We start from the raw sequence: 14,333 nt of genomic DNA, 5'->3' as shown, positions 1-14,333 counted from the left end.
ACAGGGGCTGAAACCGGTTCAAGCGCTGGTTAAACTGGCGCGCAAGCTGGCACGTATTGCCTTTGCGCTGATGCAGAACCAGACAACCTACCAGCCAAAAACAGCAGAATAAGGGGTTGCCTGGAACCATAGAATCTCCCACAGCTCCGGCCTGCCAACCCTGGCATCCAGGTCGGGTATTGACAGCTCCCGAATACCAGCTATTGCGTCCCGGCTATTTTTTTGTTGCGGCGGAATCTGGCATGATGACCGATTCCGCCGGGCTCTCCTGCCGTCCGGCTTCGGCTTCGTGGATGCTACATGACCCTTCGTTTACTGCTCATCCTGGGTGGTCTGAGTGCTTTTGGTCCTTTGGCCATCGATCTCTATCTGCCTGCCTTTCCCGCCATTGCGCAGAGCTTCGCTACCGATACCGAGCATGTCCAGCTGAGCCTGTCGGCCTACTTCATCGGGCTGGCACTGGGGCAGCTGTTCTATGGTCCGGTGGCCGATCGTTTCGGACGGCGCAAGCCGCTGCTGTTCGGCATCGGCCTGTTCACCCTGGCCTCGGTGGCCTGCGCCCTGGCGCCGACCCTGGAGTGGCTGATCGCCGCGCGTTTCGCCCAGGCACTCGGCGGCTGCGCCGGCATGGTGGTCAACCGCGCCATCGTCCGTGATATGTGCACGCCGATCGAGGCGGCCAGGGCCTTCTCGCAATTGATGCTGGTGATGGGCGTGGCGCCGATCCTGGCGCCGCTGGCCGGTGGCTGGCTGATGCTATTGGGCGGTTGGGAGCTGATCTTCACCTTCCTCGCGGTATTCGCCGGCGCCTTTGGCTTCCTGGTGTTCTTCCGCCTGCCCGAGACGCTTCCTGTGGATGGGCCGCGCAGCCAGCTGTCGAGTGCGCTGGGGCGTTATGGCCGGTTGCTGAAGGAGCCGGAGTTCATGTTCCATGCACTGACCGGCGGCGTCGCCATGGCCGGCATGTTCGCCTATATCGCCGGCTCACCCTTCGTATTCATCGAGTTGTATGGCGTGCCGGTGGAACATTACGGCTGGTTCTTCGGCATGAACTCGGCGGGCTTCGTGCTGGCAGCGCAGCTCAACGGTCGGCTGCTGCGCCGTCGTACGCCGCTCAAGCTGCTCAAGAGCACCACCTTGCTGTTCATGTGCAGCACCGTGGCGCTGTCGCTGGTGGCGCTGGCCCAGCCGGCATCGCTGTGGCCGTTGCTGGTGCCGCTGTTCATCTGCATGGCGGTGCTGGCTCTGGTGCTGCCGAACTCGTCGGCCTGCGCCATGGCCGGGCATGGTCACCAGGCGGGGGTGGCCTCGGCGTTGATGGGCACCCTGCAGTTCGCCATCGCTGGGGTGGTCTCGGCCATGGTCGGGGTGCTGCATGATGGTACGGCGTTGCCGATGACCGGCATGATCACGCTGTGCGGTGTGGTATCGGCGAGCATGGCCTTGCTGGCGCGGCGGGTGTCGCAGGGCAAGCTGGCTTGAGGCAGAGGGAAGGGAAGTGACAGGCGGCGGGCAGAGCAGATCTGCCCGCCGTCAGTCTCAGGCGCCGGACCAGCGCTTGAGGATCAGAGTGGCGTTGGTGCCACCGAAGCCGAAGCTGTTGGACATCATCAGGTCGACCGCCTGGTCCAGGCGCTCGCGCAGGATCGGCAGATCGGCTGCGTTCTCGTCCAGCTCCTCAATGTTGGCCGAGGCGGCGAGGAAGTTGTCACGCATCATCAGCAGGCAGTAGATCGCTTCCTGGACCCCGGCAGCGCCCAGCGAGTGGCCGGACAGGCTCTTGGTCGAGCTGATCTTGGGTGCCTTGTCGCCGAACACTTCACGGATCGCCTTGAGCTCGGCGACATCGCCCACCGGCGTGGAGGTGCCGTGGGTGTTGAGGTAGTCGATGCTGCCTTCGACGGTGGCCAGGGCCTGCTGCATGCAGCGCACGGCGCCTTCGCCGCTCGGTGCGACCATGTCGTAGCCATCCGAGGTGGCGCCGTAACCGACCACTTCGGCGTAGATCTTCGCGCCACGGGCCAAAGCGTGCTCCAGCTCCTCGACCACTACCATGCCACCACCGCCGGCGATGACGAAGCCGTCACGCTTGGCGTCGTAGGCGCGCGAGGCCTTTTCCGGCGTGTCGTTGTACTGGGTGGACAGTGCGCCCATGGCGTCGAACAGCATGGACTGGCTCCAGTGCTCCTCTTCACCACCGCCGGCGAAGATCACGTCCTGCTTGCCCATCTGGATCTGTTCCATGGCGCTGCCGATGCAGTGGGCACTGGTGGCGCAGGCGGAGGAGATCGAGTAGTTGATGCCCTTGATCTTGAACGGCGTGGCCAGACAGGCGGAAACGGTGCTGCCCATGGTGCGCGGCACGCGGTACGGCCCGATCTTCTTCACGCCTTTCTCGCGCAGGATGTCGATCGACTCCATCTGGTTCAGCGTGGAGGCGCCACCGCTGCCGGCGATCAGGCCGGTGCGCGGGTTGCTGATCTGCTCTTCGCTCAGGCCCGAGTCGGCAATCGCCTGTTGCATGGACAGGTAGGCGAATGCTGCGGCATCGCCCATGAAACGCTTGACCTTGCGGTCGATAGCGGCGTCCAGATCGATCCTGACGCTGCCGGAGACCTGGCTGCGCAGGCCCATTTCTGCATATTCGGGGTTGTGGGTAATGCCCGACTTGCCTTCTTTCAGGCTGGCGGCCACGCTTTCCAGGTCCTGGCCGAGGCAGGAGACAATGCCCATACCGGTAATCACGACGCGACGCATAGTGATGATCCTCAGAAGCTATCAGTAGATGTGAACAGACCTACCCGCAGGCCTTCGGCGGTGTAGATCTCGCGGCCGTCAACCGCCATGGTGCCGTCGGCGATGCCCAGGGTCAGGGCGCGGTTGATGGTGCGTTTGATATGTATGGTATAGGTGACTTTCTTCGCGGTCGGCAAGACCTGGCCGAAAAACTTCACTTCGCCGGAGCCCAGTGCGCGCCCGCGCCCCTGATAGCCCAGCCAGCCGAGATGGAAACCGACCAGTTGCCACATGGCGTCTAGGCCCAGGCAACCGGGCATCACCGGGTCACCTTCGAAGTGACAGGCGAAGAACCACAGGTCGGGATGGATATCCAGTTCGGCAACGATTTCGCCCTTGCCGAAGCGGCCGCCCGTTTCGCTGATGTGGGTGATGCGGTCGATCATCAGCATGTTGGGGGCGGGCAACTGTGCGTTACCGGGGCCGAACAACTCGCCACGACTGCATTGAAGCAGTTCTTCCCGGCTATACGCATTTTGTTTTGACATTAGAAGCTCCTGCTCTTCCCCGTTCGGTGGGGCGCTATTGTATCGGCATGGCGGGGGTTGATGAACGATGTATCCGCCAGCGTAAGCTCAGACTGACCTGGGGCGGTGAAAGTCACACCCGGACAGATGAGGCGTTGAGGATACCCGCGATGCTGTTCCAGAACAAAACTTCCGCGTGAATTTTTGCTTCGCGGTTGCTGGTAGTCCGCTTCGCGCCGGGGCGGCGCTCCCACGCCATCGGGTTGTCGAGCGCCTCGGGCCGCGATCGGGCCGGGGCACGCTGGCCGGGGCACGCTGGCCGGGTCGCGCTCGACTCGACGACGCAGTGGCTCGGAGGCCGCAGGTGTAGCGCCCGAACGCGGACCGGGGCGCTACACCCCCGCAGCCTCAGTCCAGTACGCCGAACTGCTGCTGGAACTGGTCACGCAATTCACGCTTGAGGACCTTGCCGATGGCGCTGCGCGGCAGTTCGTCAGTGAGAATGACGCGGTTCAGCCGCTGGGTCTTGCCGACCTGCCCATTGAACCATTGCAAGATGTTTTCGGCAGAGGTGGCGGCGCCGGGTTTGAGGACCGCGTAACCGACCGGGGTCTCCCCCCAACTGGTGGACTGCACGCCGATGACGGTGACCTCCAGCAGGTCGGGATGCTTGCGCAGCACTTCCTCCAGATCGCTGGGATAGATGTTGAAGCCGCCGCTGATGATCATGTCCTTGCGCCGGTCCATCAGCGTGAGGAAGCCATCCTGGTCGAAGCGGCCGACGTCACCGGTACGGATGAAGCGTTTACCGGTGTGGTCATACCACTCGGCTTTGGCGGTCTTTTCCGGCTTGTTCAGGTAGCCGGTCATCATGGCTACCGAATGACCGACCACCTCGCCGATCTCGCCGGTCGGCAACTCGTTGCCATCCTCGTCGATCACCCGCATGTCATGACCGTCCAGCGGGCGGCCCACGGTGTTCAGCTTGTCGGCGAACTCGTGGGCGATCAGCATGCAGGAACCACCCCCTTCGGTCATGCCGTAGAACTCCATCAGGCCGCCGGGCCAGCGCGCCAGGATGTCGGCCTTCAGCTCGCCATGGAAGGGCGCACTGGTGCTGAATTTCATCCTGAAGCAAGACAGGTCGTACTGGTCGAAGTCGGCACGGGCCATGATCCGCTGGTACTGCACCGGCACCAGCATGGTGTGGGTGGCGTGGTGTTGCTGGGCCAGTTCCAGGTACCTCTTGGCGTCGAACTTGCTCATCAGCACCAGGGTACCGCCCAGGCCGATGGTCGGCAGGAAGGACACCAGCGTGGTGTTGGAATACAGCGGAGTGGACATCAGGGTGACGCAGTCGGGGCCGTAGCCGAACGCCAGGCCCCGTTGAATGTGCGACCAGCGCATCAGGTGGTCATGCACTATGCCTTTCGGCTCGCCGGTGGTACCCGAGGAATAGATGACGTTGAACAGGGTGTCCGGTGTCAGCGCGACCGGCGCGGGCTGGGCGTCGGCCAGCCATTGGCTGAAGCCGGCTTGCGGGCGGCTGTCATCCAGGCTCAGCAATGGTACCGGGATCTGCCCGGCGACTGCCTGCAGTGCCTGGTCCACCGCCTGATCGACGAAGAACAGCCTGGCGGCGGAATCCTTCAGCATGGTCAGCAGGCTGTCAGGCGTGGAGGAGGGCGCCAGCGGCGCGACCACCATGCCGGCGCGCAGGGCGGCGAGGAACAGGATGGCATAGGGAATCGAGTTGGCAGCGCAGATGGCAATGGCGTCGCCGGGTTGCAGGCCATCGCGCTGCAGCGCCGCGGCAGCCCGGTTGACCTGGACCTCCAGTTCGGCATAGCTGAGCTGGCGATCATCCTGAATCAGCGCCGGGTGCTCGGCCCGATGCCGGGCATGCAATGCCAGCAGCTCCGGCAGGGTGGTGAAGGGTGATTCGAGTGTTATCGGATAACTGGCTGTAACGCTCATTCCTGATGCGCCCCTGAGAATGATGATGGTGCCCCAGTGTGGCTGTTTTGATGTTGTGAATCCATGCCCGGGGCATTGCGGAATAATGGCCGATCAACCTGGTTGATGCCACGGGGCGCTGTCGCTCAGGCCCAACGCTCGAGCAACTGCTGCAATGCCTTGCGGGTTACCGGCTTGGCGAGAAAGCCCTGCATGCCGGCTGCCTCGCTCTGCTGCCGGTCTTCCTGGGAAGCGCTGGCGGTCAGGGCGATGCAGGGGTGTGGGGCGACGCGGGTGTCGGCGCAGTGGCGGGTATACCAGCGGTACACGGTGAAGCCGTCGATGTCCGGCAGCTGGATATCCATGAAGATGATAGAGAAGGCTTGCTGTGGGTCCTTCAGCAATTGCAGTGCCTGGTGCCCGTCCTCGGCCACCACCACCGATTGCGCCAGGCTGCGCAGCATGCCTTCCATGACCATCTGGTTGACCGGGTTGTCCTCCACCAGCAAGACCGGCAATGAGCCCGGGCGGATCATCGTCGGGGTGGCGAGTGGTACCTGGCTGGCGCTCTGCTCGGCCGGCTCCAGGGGAATGCTCAGGGTGAAGCAGGAGCCGGCGCCGGGTTCGCTGCTGGCGCGCAGGTCACCACCCATCCGGCGGGCGAAGTGACGGGCAATCGCCAGGCCCAGGCCGGTGCCGCCGAAGCGCCGCGAGGTGCTGCTGTCGCCCTGCTGGAAGGCATTGAACATGTGCTCCAGATGGGCGCTGTCGATGCCGATGCCGCTGTCGATTACCTGGCAGACCAGTTGCAGCAGGCCGCTGGCATCCGCATGCCAGTGTACGCGCAGGCGGATGCTGCCCTGCTCGGTGAACTTCAGTGCATTGCCCAGCAGGTTGACCAGGATCTGCCGCAGCCGGGTGGGGTCGCCCAGTACCAGGGGGGTGGATGGTTCGCCGTGCTGCTCGACGATCAGCTGCAGGCCCTTCTGTGCCGCGGCGTAATCGAAGGCGATGGCGGTGCGGCTGATCAGCGAGGCCAGGTCGAAGCGGATATGTTCCAGCTCCAGGGCGCCGCGCTCGACGCGGGACAGATCGAGGATATCGTTGATCACCTTGAGCAGGTGGTCGGTGGATTCGCTGGCGATGCGCGCGTATTCCTGCTGCTCTTCGCTCAGGTCGGTGGTTTCCAGCAATTGCAGCATGCCCATGACGCCGTTCATCGGGGTACGCAATTCATGGCTCATCATCGCCAGGAAATCGGACTTGGCCCGGCTGGCCTGCTCGGCCTGTTCGCGCGCGGCGATCAGCGCGGCCATGGCCTCGCGCTGTTGCGCCTCGGCCTGTTGCAGGGTGGCGGCCAGGTGATTGATGTTGTTCATCAATTCGCCGATCTGGCTGTCCTCATTGACCTGCAGCCGGGTTTGCAGGCGACCGTCCTGCAGCGCCTGTACCGCCTGGCTCATCTGCACCAGCGGAGTGGCCAGCGCCCGGGCCAGACGGGAGGACAGCAGCAGGGCGGCGAGCAACACCAGGGCGCCGAGTTGCAGGCTGCGCCACATGATGCTGCGCTGGCGCTCGACGAATGCCTGGAAACTGAGGCCGACTTCGACCACGCCGACCTTCTCCGTGGTGCCGTTGAGGTTGTCATCGGTGTTGAGCAGGAACAGGTCATAGTGCAGCGGCACGCGCTGGCGCAGGATCTCGGCGTTGAACATGTGCAGGTGGGTAGTCGGCGCCCGACTGGAGCGTTGCATGGCCAGCGATCTGCCATCGCGGTCGAATACCTCAATGCGCTGCACGTGGGGGATGTTCAGCGAGCTGGTGATCAGACTGTCGAGCAGCGCGCGGTTACCGGTGATCACCGCATACTCGGTGGCCGGCGCCAACTGGTCGGCGATCAGCTGGCCGGTGGTCTGCATTTCCTGGTCCAATGCCTCCAGGCGCACATGGGTGAAATAGGCGAGCAGCATGACGCCGAGCAGGGTGGCTGGCAGCAGCGCGATCATGATCAGCCGGCGATGGATGCTGCCGCGTTGCACGATATTCATGGTGATGCTTGTTCCTCTGCATGGATCCGCTGTCGCAGTTCGGCATCCCGTGGTGGTGGCAGGCCGAGCGAGCGTGCCACCTGCGGGTTGCTCAATACCGAGAAATGCGTGGGATAGCGCACCGCGCCGGGGCGCCAGTCATCCTGCAGGATTTCCTCGAGGCTGTCAGCCATGTCCTGCGCCGAACTGTAGGTGGTGCTCAGGCTGCCAGCAGCGATGAAGGGTGCCGAGGGGCCGATCAGTACGCGGTTGCGGTTATAGGCACTGAGCAGCAGCGGCTTGAGGTTGGCGGCGTTGTAGACCTGTGGATCGTCCAGCCCGATCAGCACCTCGCTGTCATCCAGCAGGCTGGTCAGGTGCCGCAGCAGATCCTGCTGGTCGGCGACCGAGCGCGCCTGCAGCTTCAGCTTCCGGCGCTGAGCCGCGGTCTGCCACAGGGATCGTTGCCACTGCTGTTGATCGCTGTGCAGCAGCCCGACGCTGTGCAGGCGGGGGATCAGCAGCTGCGCCAGTATCAGCTGGCGCTCGGGCTTGGCACTGGCCAGCAGGACCTGCACGAAGGGCGGGTGTCCGGCATGGTATTGCGGCGTCAACTGGTCGAGGGTGATGAAGGTGGCGATGGTCGGCACCGTGCTCGCCTGCTGCAGGCGCCACTCCAGCGCCTCCAGCCCCATGGTGATGACCAGGGTCGCGGCGCCGGGCTCGGGCTGTTCGCCGAGCAGCCGGACCAGCAGGGTATCCGCTGGCCGGCGCTGCTGCAGGGCGTCGACGAAGGCCAGGGTCAGCTGGGTTTCGCGCGGCTTGATCACCAGCACGATATCCGCCCAGGCGCAGCTGCTCAGCAGCCACAGCAGGGCGATGGCGCTCAGGCGCAGCGGTTGCATGGCCTGGCCCGGTTCATGAAGGGTGGCAGCATGGTGACATTCCTTGTCAGCTCGATTGGCTTCAGAAGTTTAACTCAGCGCTGAGGTAAAGGTGACTACGGCTGTCATGTAAATTTTCCGGCCAGGTCAGGGGCTCGTCGTCCAGTCGGTACTGCCAGGTCAGGGCCAGGGCCAGGCTGTTGTCCGGGCCCAGCCGCAGGCGCTTTTCGATACGGGTATCCAGGCGCTCGAAGCGATGCTCGTTCAACTGGTCGGCGCCGTAGTACATCAGGCTGGTACTGATCTCGCCCGGCCACAGGCGGAGCCAGGCGGCGCTACCCGAGTGGCGGGCGGTGAGGCGCTGGTCGTACTTGCTGGTGGCGTCGAAATCGATGCGCGCATGGGTCAGGCGCAGGCGGTCGGTGGCGCTCAGTTGCCAGTCCAGCTCGGTTTCCACGCCCTTGAAGCGAATCTGCGAGGCGTTGTTCGGCTGGAAGTTGTCGACCTTCAGCGGCTGGCTGTTCATGCCGGTGATGCGCTCATGGAAGGCGCGGACATCCAGGCGTATGCCGAGTTGATGGAAGTGGCCGTTATAGCCGATTTCCCGGGAACGCATGCGCTCCTGCTGCAGGTCGCCGGGGCCCTGTGCCCAGGCGTAGTGGGTCAGCGGGCCGGTCAGTGGCCCGCTGACGTTGCGCAGCCGGTAGCGCCAGTTGGCATGGTTCTCGTACATGTCAGGCGAACGTACTGCCTCGGCATACACCAGGCGCAGGCTGTGCTGTGGGGCCAGGAACAGGTGGCCGGCCAGGCGCGGCGAGAAGGAGTCGCCGACCAGCTTTTCATGCTCGTACATGCCACCGGCCTGGAACAGCCAGCGTTCATGGGGGCGGTATTCCAGATTGCCGAACAGCTGGCTGACGTGGTTGTCGAGGGTGCCGGAGAAGTAGCTGTCGGAGCTGACCCGATCATAGCGGTAGCTGGCGCCGCTGAGCAGGCGCAGTTGCGGTGTCAGGCGCAGCGCGTCCTGGATCTCGATGTGATAGCGGTTTTCCCGGATATTCTCGTTGATGTCCCCGCATACCGGTTGGGAGTCCCGGTGCTGGGCTACCAGGTCGCGTACCTGGTGCGCCAGTTCCTGCATGCGTGGGGTGTAGGTCTGGCCTTCCAGGCCCATGTAGGTATGGATGTAGTCATCCATGCCCAGCGCCGGTGCCGGTAGCTCCAGATAGCTCCTGACCCGGCGTGCGGCCAGCTGGCTCAGCGCATTGAGCTGGCGCAGGGCGGGGGTGAAGGCCACCGGCGAATCGCAGATGCGCCAGTCGCGCAGGCGTTCGGTGTGCTGGGCATAGGCCTGCACCTGAACCTGGTGTTCGGCGTCGAGATCCAGCTTCCACAGCCCCAGGGTGGAGAAGTCCCGCCCGCGGATATCCGCATCGGGGGCATGGGCGGTGATCGCCTGGTCCAGCGGTGAATTGCCCTTGCGGTGGTTGAAGTAGGTGCCGAATTCATAATAGCTCTGGCGGCTGGCTTCGCTGGCGGCCAGTTGCCAGTCCAGGCTCTGCCGGGGAGACAGTTGCCAGGCGTGGCGCAGATTGAAACGGCTGGCCCGCAGGCTGTCACGGTAGTCGCTGCCGCTGTCGTCGTGATCGAAGCCGTCGTCCTGCTGGCCGGACAGGCTCAGGCGCCAGCCGTGCAGCAAGGAGCCGCCGCTATGGCTGGCGTACCAGTCACGCACCCCGCGATCGCCCCCGGTGTATTTCAGCGTGGTGCCGTGCTCTGCCAGCGGCAGCCGAGTGACGATATTGACCACGCCCATCAGCGCATTGGCGCCGTAGGCGGCGGTATTCGGGCCGCGGAACACTACTATGTGGTCGATATCCTCGATCGCCAGTGCCAATTCGGCCCAGTCCACCGTAGCCAGGCCGGGCCGGTAGACCGAGCGGCCATCGACCAGCACCTGCAGGCGCCGGGCCTCGGTGACGTTGGTGCCGTGGTAGTTGACGTTGATCTGGTTGCCGCGCCGGTAGCCTATATGCATGCCGGGCACCAGGCGCAGCAGCTCGGGAATGCTGCGCGCACCGCTGGCACGGATCAGTTGCCGATCCAGTACGGTCATGCTGCCGGGTACCTCGGCGGGCGGCTGTTTCAGCCGCGTAGCGGTCAGCACCACCGGCAGTTCGAGCGGGTCGAGGCTGGCGGCGAGGACGCTGGCAGGGTACAGGCAGAGCGCTGCCAGTACGGCAGCGGAGCGCGGCGGGAGCATCGGCATGTGCGGTCAAAATCCATTTTGGGTTGTGCGCATGGTAACGGTGATACCCGGTTTTTTCATCACCGCTTCGCTGTTATTGTTCGCGGACATATACTGACGGCTGTTCATTTGTTTCAAGGAATCTGCATGACCGACCTCAAGGTCCCCGTTACCGTCCTCGGTGGCGGCAGTTTTGGCACCACCCTGGCCAACCTGCTGGCGGCCAATGGTGTGCCCGCCACGCTGTGGCTGCGCAATGAGCAGCAGGCCGCCGACATGCGCCGCCAGGGAGAGAATACCCGCTATCTGCCGGGCATCCGGCTTGACCCGCGACTGACCATCACCAGCGATCTGGCCGCTGCGCTGCAGCAGGCGGAACTGGTATTTCTGGCCATTCCCAGTGGCGCCTTTCGCAGCGTGCTGCAGCAGATCGGTCCGGGCCTGGCCGGCAAGGGCGTGATCAGCACCACCAAGGGCATCGAGCAGCCGGGCTTCCTGATGATGAGCCAGATCGTCGAGCAGGAAGTCCCCGAAGCGCGGGTGGCGGTATTGTCCGGCCCCAACCTGGCCCGCGAGATGGCCGCCGGCGCGCTCACCGCCACCGTGGTCGCCAGCGACGACGAGACCCTCAGCGCCCAGGTGCAGGCAGTGCTCGGTTGCCAGAGCCTGCGCGTGTATGCCAGCAAGGACCGCTACGGCGTCGAGCTGGGCGGTGCGCTGAAGAATGTCTATGCCATCATCTCCGGCATGGCCGCCGCCATGGGCGTGGGCGAGAACACCAAGAGCATGCTGATCACCCGCGCGCTGGCGGAAATGACCCGGTTCGCCGTGCACATGGGGGCCAATCCGCTGACCTTCCTCGGCCTGGCCGGGGTGGGTGATCTGATCGTCACCTGTACCTCGCCGATGTCACGCAACTTCCAGGTCGGCCACGCGCTGGGCAAGGGCATGACGCTGGAGCAGAGCGTGGCCCGGCTGGGGCAGGTGGCCGAGGGGGTGAACACACTCAAGGTCCTGCGCCAGAAGTCCCTGGAGGAGGGCGTGTACATGCCGCTGGTGGCCGGGTTGCATGCGATCATCTTCGAGCAGCAGCCCTTGACCGAGGTCATCGGCAAACTGATGAGTGCCGAACAGAAGCATGATGTGGAGTTTTCCGCCTTCATGTCCTGTACCGCTTTGAACAAGGAAAATGGGGAGCAGCAATGAACACATTCAAAGACAACATCACCAGCGCCGACTTCTGGCTGCGGCTGCTCTACACCCTGCTGTTCGCCCTGGCCTGGCAGGTGGTCGAGTTCCTGCTGGCGGTGATCCTGGTGCTGCAGATCGGTTTTCGCCTGTTCACCGGCGAGCCGCATGCGCGGCTGGCCGGGTTGGGCAACAGCCTGTCGCAGTACGCCTGGCAGATGGGACGCTATGTCAGTGGCGCCAGCGAAGTGAAGCCCTGGCCGTTCATCGAATGGCCCGCCGAGGATGCCGAATGGCAACCGAAGCCGGCTGAAGGCCCGGTTACCGTCGAGCCGCACACGGCCGCGCCAGTGCCGCCGGTCACACCGGTAGCGCCGGCGACCTCGGCGCCGGTGGTCGATCCGGCCGCCGCACCGCTGGTGGCTGATGCGCCGGCCCCGGCGGTTGAGCCTGAACCACCGGTTGCGCCACAGCCGGCAGACGAGCCGCAACCCGAACCGCCGATAGTGTTGCCGGCGGAGACCGATGATCCGGATGCCACGGCTGGCGATGGCAGCAGGTTGAAGCCATGAAAGTCTGGGTTCTGCGCCATGGCCAGGCCGAACCCAGCGCCGCCAGCGACCCGCAGCGGCGCCTGACCGAGACCGGCAGGCAGGAGGCGCTGCAGATGGCCCGGCGGCTCGCCGGCCAGCCGCTGGATATCATCCTGGCCAGCCCCTACGTGCGAGCCCAGCAGACCGCGGAGCTGGTGCGCCAGCAGCTGGGCATGCGCCGCAGTATTACCACGGTGGACTGGCTGACCCCCGACGATGATCCGCTGGAGGCGCTGGATCGTCTGGCCGAGCGCTCCGAGGGCAATATCCTGCTGGTCAGCCACCAGCCGCTGGTCGGCCAGCTGATCAGCCTGGCGGTGGATGGTCACCGCCAGCAGCACTACCCCATGCCCACCGCCGGACTGGCCTGCCTGGAAATGTCCATGCCGGCCGCCGGGGTGGCGCAGTTGCTCAGCCTGAGCAATCCGGCCAGCGCGTCGGGCACATAATAATAACGATCACGCGGAGTGAGGCATGGACAATCCGACAGGGGCGGCGGTCGTGCCGGTGCTGGAGGCGTTCTTCCGGCATGAACGGCAGCATCCGGACAGGATCTGGTTGATCCAGCCGCTGGCCGACGGCAGCACGCTGGAACTCAGCTGGCGGCAGGCGGCGGACCAGGCCCGGCGTTTTGCCGGGTGGCTGGTGCAGCAGAACCTGCCTGAGCGCAGCCAGGTAGCGATCATCTCGAAGAACTGCGCCCACTGGATCATCGCCGACCTGGCGATCTGGATGGCCGGGCACGTATCGGTGCCGCTGCCGCCAACCCTGCCGGCCGACGCCCTGCGGCAGATGCTCGAACACTCCGAATCGCGGGTAGTGGTGGTCGGCAAGCTGGACGACTGGCAGCAGCTGCGTCCGGGGCTGCCACCGGGGGTGCCCTGGGTCGGTTTGCCGCTGGCCGAGACCGACGAGCAACTGCTCGACTGGCAATCGGTGCAGGGCAGCGCCCCGTTGCAGCAGGCGCGGGCCTGCGACCCGGCGCAGATGGCCACCATCATGTACAGTGCCGGTGCCACTGGCCTGCCCAAGGGCTGCATGCTGAGCTTCGCCAGCATGTATTTCGCGGCGAACAGCTTCCTGCGGCTGTTCCTGACCACCGACCAGGACCGGGTTCTGTCATGGCTGCCGCTGTCCCATGTGGCCGAGCGCCAGTTCATCGAGATGCAGTCGCTGCTGTCGGGCATGACCCTGTATTTCGTCCACAGCCGCGCCACCTTCATCGACGATCTGCGCCGTGCCCGGCCGACGCTGTTCCTCGGTACGCCCTCGACCTGGCAGCAGATCCGCAAGGGAGTGATGCGTCGTACCCAGCAGCGGGTGCTGGACACCGCGCTGAAGATCCCCCTGCTGGGCAAGCGCCTGGCGAGCGGCATGCTCGAGCAACTGGGGCTGGACCAGGTGCGTTTTGCCGTGGCCAGCTGCGATGTGATGCCGGGCGAGCTGATGGACTGGTATCACCGCATCGGTGTGCGGCTGTTCGAGATCTACGGCCTGACCGAGAATTGCGGCTATTCGCATGTCGGCCGTCCGGGTCGCCTGCGCCCGGGCTGGTGCGGCCTGCCCAACCCTGGGGTCGAGTGCCGGCTGGACCCGGACCAGCAACTGCTGGTGCGCAGCCAGGCGACCATGCTCGGCTATTTCCGGGATCCGCAGAAGACCGCGCGCAAGCTCGACGAGCAGGGCTTTCTGCATACCGGTGATCGTGGCGAGATCGATCAGGAAGGCCTGCTCCGGCTCAGTGGCCGGATCAGCGATCTGTTCCATAACGCCGACGGGCGACTGATCGTGCCGCAGCCGATCGAACACCGGTTGCTGGCGCATGCCCTGGTCGAGCATGCCTGTGTGCTGGGTGAAGGGTTGGCCCAGCCGCTGGCATTGCTGGCGTTGACCGAGGAGGCCCGCGTGCTGCCCCGGCATGAGCTGGAGAAGGAGCTGGAGGTGCTGCTGCAGCAGGTCAACAGTCAGCTGCAGCGCTGGGAGCAGCTGGGCTGCCTGGTAGCGAGCAGCGATGCCTGGACCCTGGACGATGGCAGCCTCACAGCCACCATGCAGCTGCGCCGAGGTGTAATCCGGGCGCGCTACCAGGACCGTCTCGGCGACTGGTCGGTAAGGGGCACCAGCATCGTCTGGCAGGACTGAGATTGTTATATCCGTCCATTCATGGCGCGCCA

Annotated in this window: 11 protein-coding genes and 1 pseudogene; 6 read left to right on the top strand and 6 right to left on the bottom strand. The window is 64.8% G+C overall.

The features are described 5' to 3' along the window. Together H6X51_RS20465 and H6X51_RS06195 are read left to right on the top strand one after the other, a co-directional pair. A pseudogene (locus tag H6X51_RS20465) lies at window positions 1–112 on the top strand (IS110 family transposase); the annotation flags it as partial. A gap of 188 nt (window positions 113–300) precedes the next feature. Next, entirely contained in the window at window positions 301–1,482 is a 1,182-nt protein-coding gene (locus tag H6X51_RS06195) for a Bcr/CflA family multidrug efflux MFS transporter (RefSeq protein WP_185266646.1), read from the top strand. A gap of 57 nt (window positions 1,483–1,539) precedes the next feature. Here H6X51_RS06195 and fabB read toward each other — a convergent pair whose 3' ends face one another. The 6 genes from fabB to H6X51_RS06165 all read right to left on the bottom strand — a co-directional run bounded on the left by fabB (window position 1,540) and on the right by H6X51_RS06165 (window position 10,399). After that, on the bottom strand, window positions 1,540–2,757 hold the full coding sequence (gene fabB, locus H6X51_RS06190) for a beta-ketoacyl-ACP synthase I (RefSeq protein WP_185266645.1): 1,218 nt from the start codon (window positions 2,755–2,757) through the stop codon (window positions 1,540–1,542). Window positions 2,758–2,768: 11 nt separating this feature from the next. After that, window positions 2,769–3,284 (bottom strand): 3-hydroxyacyl-[acyl-carrier-protein] dehydratase FabA, encoded by a 516-nt coding sequence (fabA, locus tag H6X51_RS06185; protein ID WP_185266644.1) that lies wholly within the window; start codon window positions 3,282–3,284, stop codon window positions 2,769–2,771. A 387-nt stretch (window positions 3,285–3,671) separates the two neighbouring features. After that, on the bottom strand, window positions 3,672–5,240 hold the full coding sequence (locus tag H6X51_RS06180) for a class I adenylate-forming enzyme family protein (protein WP_185266643.1): 1,569 nt from the start codon (window positions 5,238–5,240) through the stop codon (window positions 3,672–3,674). Between the two features lie 125 nt (window positions 5,241–5,365). Then, the gene (locus tag H6X51_RS06175) at window positions 5,366–7,267 is read right to left on the bottom strand and encodes an ATP-binding protein (protein ID WP_185266642.1); all 1,902 of its coding nucleotides are present in this window, start codon (window positions 7,265–7,267) and stop codon (window positions 5,366–5,368) included. Further along, window positions 7,264–8,151: a hypothetical protein gene (locus H6X51_RS06170; protein ID WP_185266641.1), complete on the bottom strand. Its 888-nt coding sequence runs from the start codon at window positions 8,149–8,151 to the stop codon at window positions 7,264–7,266. The genes H6X51_RS06175 and H6X51_RS06170 overlap by 4 nt, the downstream gene beginning before the upstream one ends. A gap of 61 nt (window positions 8,152–8,212) precedes the next feature. Further along, entirely contained in the window at window positions 8,213–10,399 is a 2,187-nt protein-coding gene (locus tag H6X51_RS06165) for a TonB-dependent receptor plug domain-containing protein (RefSeq protein WP_185266640.1), read from the bottom strand. Window positions 10,400–10,525: 126 nt separating this feature from the next. On the opposite strand from H6X51_RS06165, the gene H6X51_RS06160 reads away from it, so the two are divergent. The 4 genes from H6X51_RS06160 to H6X51_RS06145 are packed head-to-tail and all read left to right on the top strand — an operon-like array spanning window position 10,526 to window position 14,301. Next, the gene (locus H6X51_RS06160) at window positions 10,526–11,584 is read left to right on the top strand and encodes an NAD(P)H-dependent glycerol-3-phosphate dehydrogenase (RefSeq protein ID WP_185266639.1); all 1,059 of its coding nucleotides are present in this window, start codon (window positions 10,526–10,528) and stop codon (window positions 11,582–11,584) included. Further along, a complete protein-coding gene (locus H6X51_RS06155) occupies window positions 11,581–12,138 on the top strand; it encodes a DUF4389 domain-containing protein (RefSeq protein ID WP_185266638.1) in 558 nt (185 codons plus the stop codon). Before H6X51_RS06160 ends, H6X51_RS06155 begins: the two co-directional genes overlap by 4 nt. Further along, a complete protein-coding gene (gene sixA, locus H6X51_RS06150) occupies window positions 12,135–12,608 on the top strand; it encodes a phosphohistidine phosphatase SixA (protein ID WP_185266637.1) in 474 nt (157 codons plus the stop codon). Before H6X51_RS06155 ends, sixA begins: the two co-directional genes overlap by 4 nt. 25 nt (window positions 12,609–12,633) lie before the next feature. Continuing rightward, window positions 12,634–14,301 (top strand): AMP-binding protein, encoded by a 1,668-nt coding sequence (locus H6X51_RS06145; protein ID WP_185266636.1) that lies wholly within the window; start codon window positions 12,634–12,636, stop codon window positions 14,299–14,301. The last annotated feature ends 32 nt before the right edge of the window (window positions 14,302–14,333 follow it).

This window comes from Halopseudomonas xiamenensis (genome assembly GCF_014219065.1).
Lineage (GTDB): Bacteria > Pseudomonadota > Gammaproteobacteria > Pseudomonadales > Pseudomonadaceae > Halopseudomonas > Halopseudomonas xiamenensis.
This window is presented reverse-complemented; position numbering and strand designations above follow the sequence as displayed.

What these genes read in the sequence shown, in the direction of transcription:
- H6X51_RS06155 (WP_185266638.1), top strand. Translation starts at nt 11,581, where the DNA reads ATGAACACATTCAAAGACAACATCACCAGCGCCGACTTCTGGCTGCGG.
- H6X51_RS06170 (WP_185266641.1), bottom strand. Translation starts at nt 8,151, where the DNA reads ATGCAACCGCTGCGCCTGAGCGCCATCGCCCTGCTGTGGCTGCTGAGC.
- H6X51_RS06160 (WP_185266639.1), top strand. Translation starts at nt 10,526, where the DNA reads ATGACCGACCTCAAGGTCCCCGTTACCGTCCTCGGTGGCGGCAGTTTT.
- H6X51_RS06175 (WP_185266642.1), bottom strand. Translation starts at nt 7,267, where the DNA reads ATGAATATCGTGCAACGCGGCAGCATCCATCGCCGGCTGATCATGATC.
- H6X51_RS06165 (WP_185266640.1), bottom strand. Translation starts at nt 10,399, where the DNA reads ATGCCGATGCTCCCGCCGCGCTCCGCTGCCGTACTGGCAGCGCTCTGC.
- H6X51_RS06180 (WP_185266643.1), bottom strand. Translation starts at nt 5,240, where the DNA reads ATGAGCGTTACAGCCAGTTATCCGATAACACTCGAATCACCCTTCACC.
- H6X51_RS06145 (WP_185266636.1), top strand. Translation starts at nt 12,634, where the DNA reads ATGGACAATCCGACAGGGGCGGCGGTCGTGCCGGTGCTGGAGGCGTTC.
- sixA (WP_185266637.1), top strand. Translation starts at nt 12,135, where the DNA reads ATGAAAGTCTGGGTTCTGCGCCATGGCCAGGCCGAACCCAGCGCCGCC.
- H6X51_RS06195 (WP_185266646.1), top strand. Translation starts at nt 301, where the DNA reads ATGACCCTTCGTTTACTGCTCATCCTGGGTGGTCTGAGTGCTTTTGGT.
- fabB (WP_185266645.1), bottom strand. Translation starts at nt 2,757, where the DNA reads ATGCGTCGCGTCGTGATTACCGGTATGGGCATTGTCTCCTGCCTCGGC.
- fabA (WP_185266644.1), bottom strand. Translation starts at nt 3,284, where the DNA reads ATGTCAAAACAAAATGCGTATAGCCGGGAAGAACTGCTTCAATGCAGT.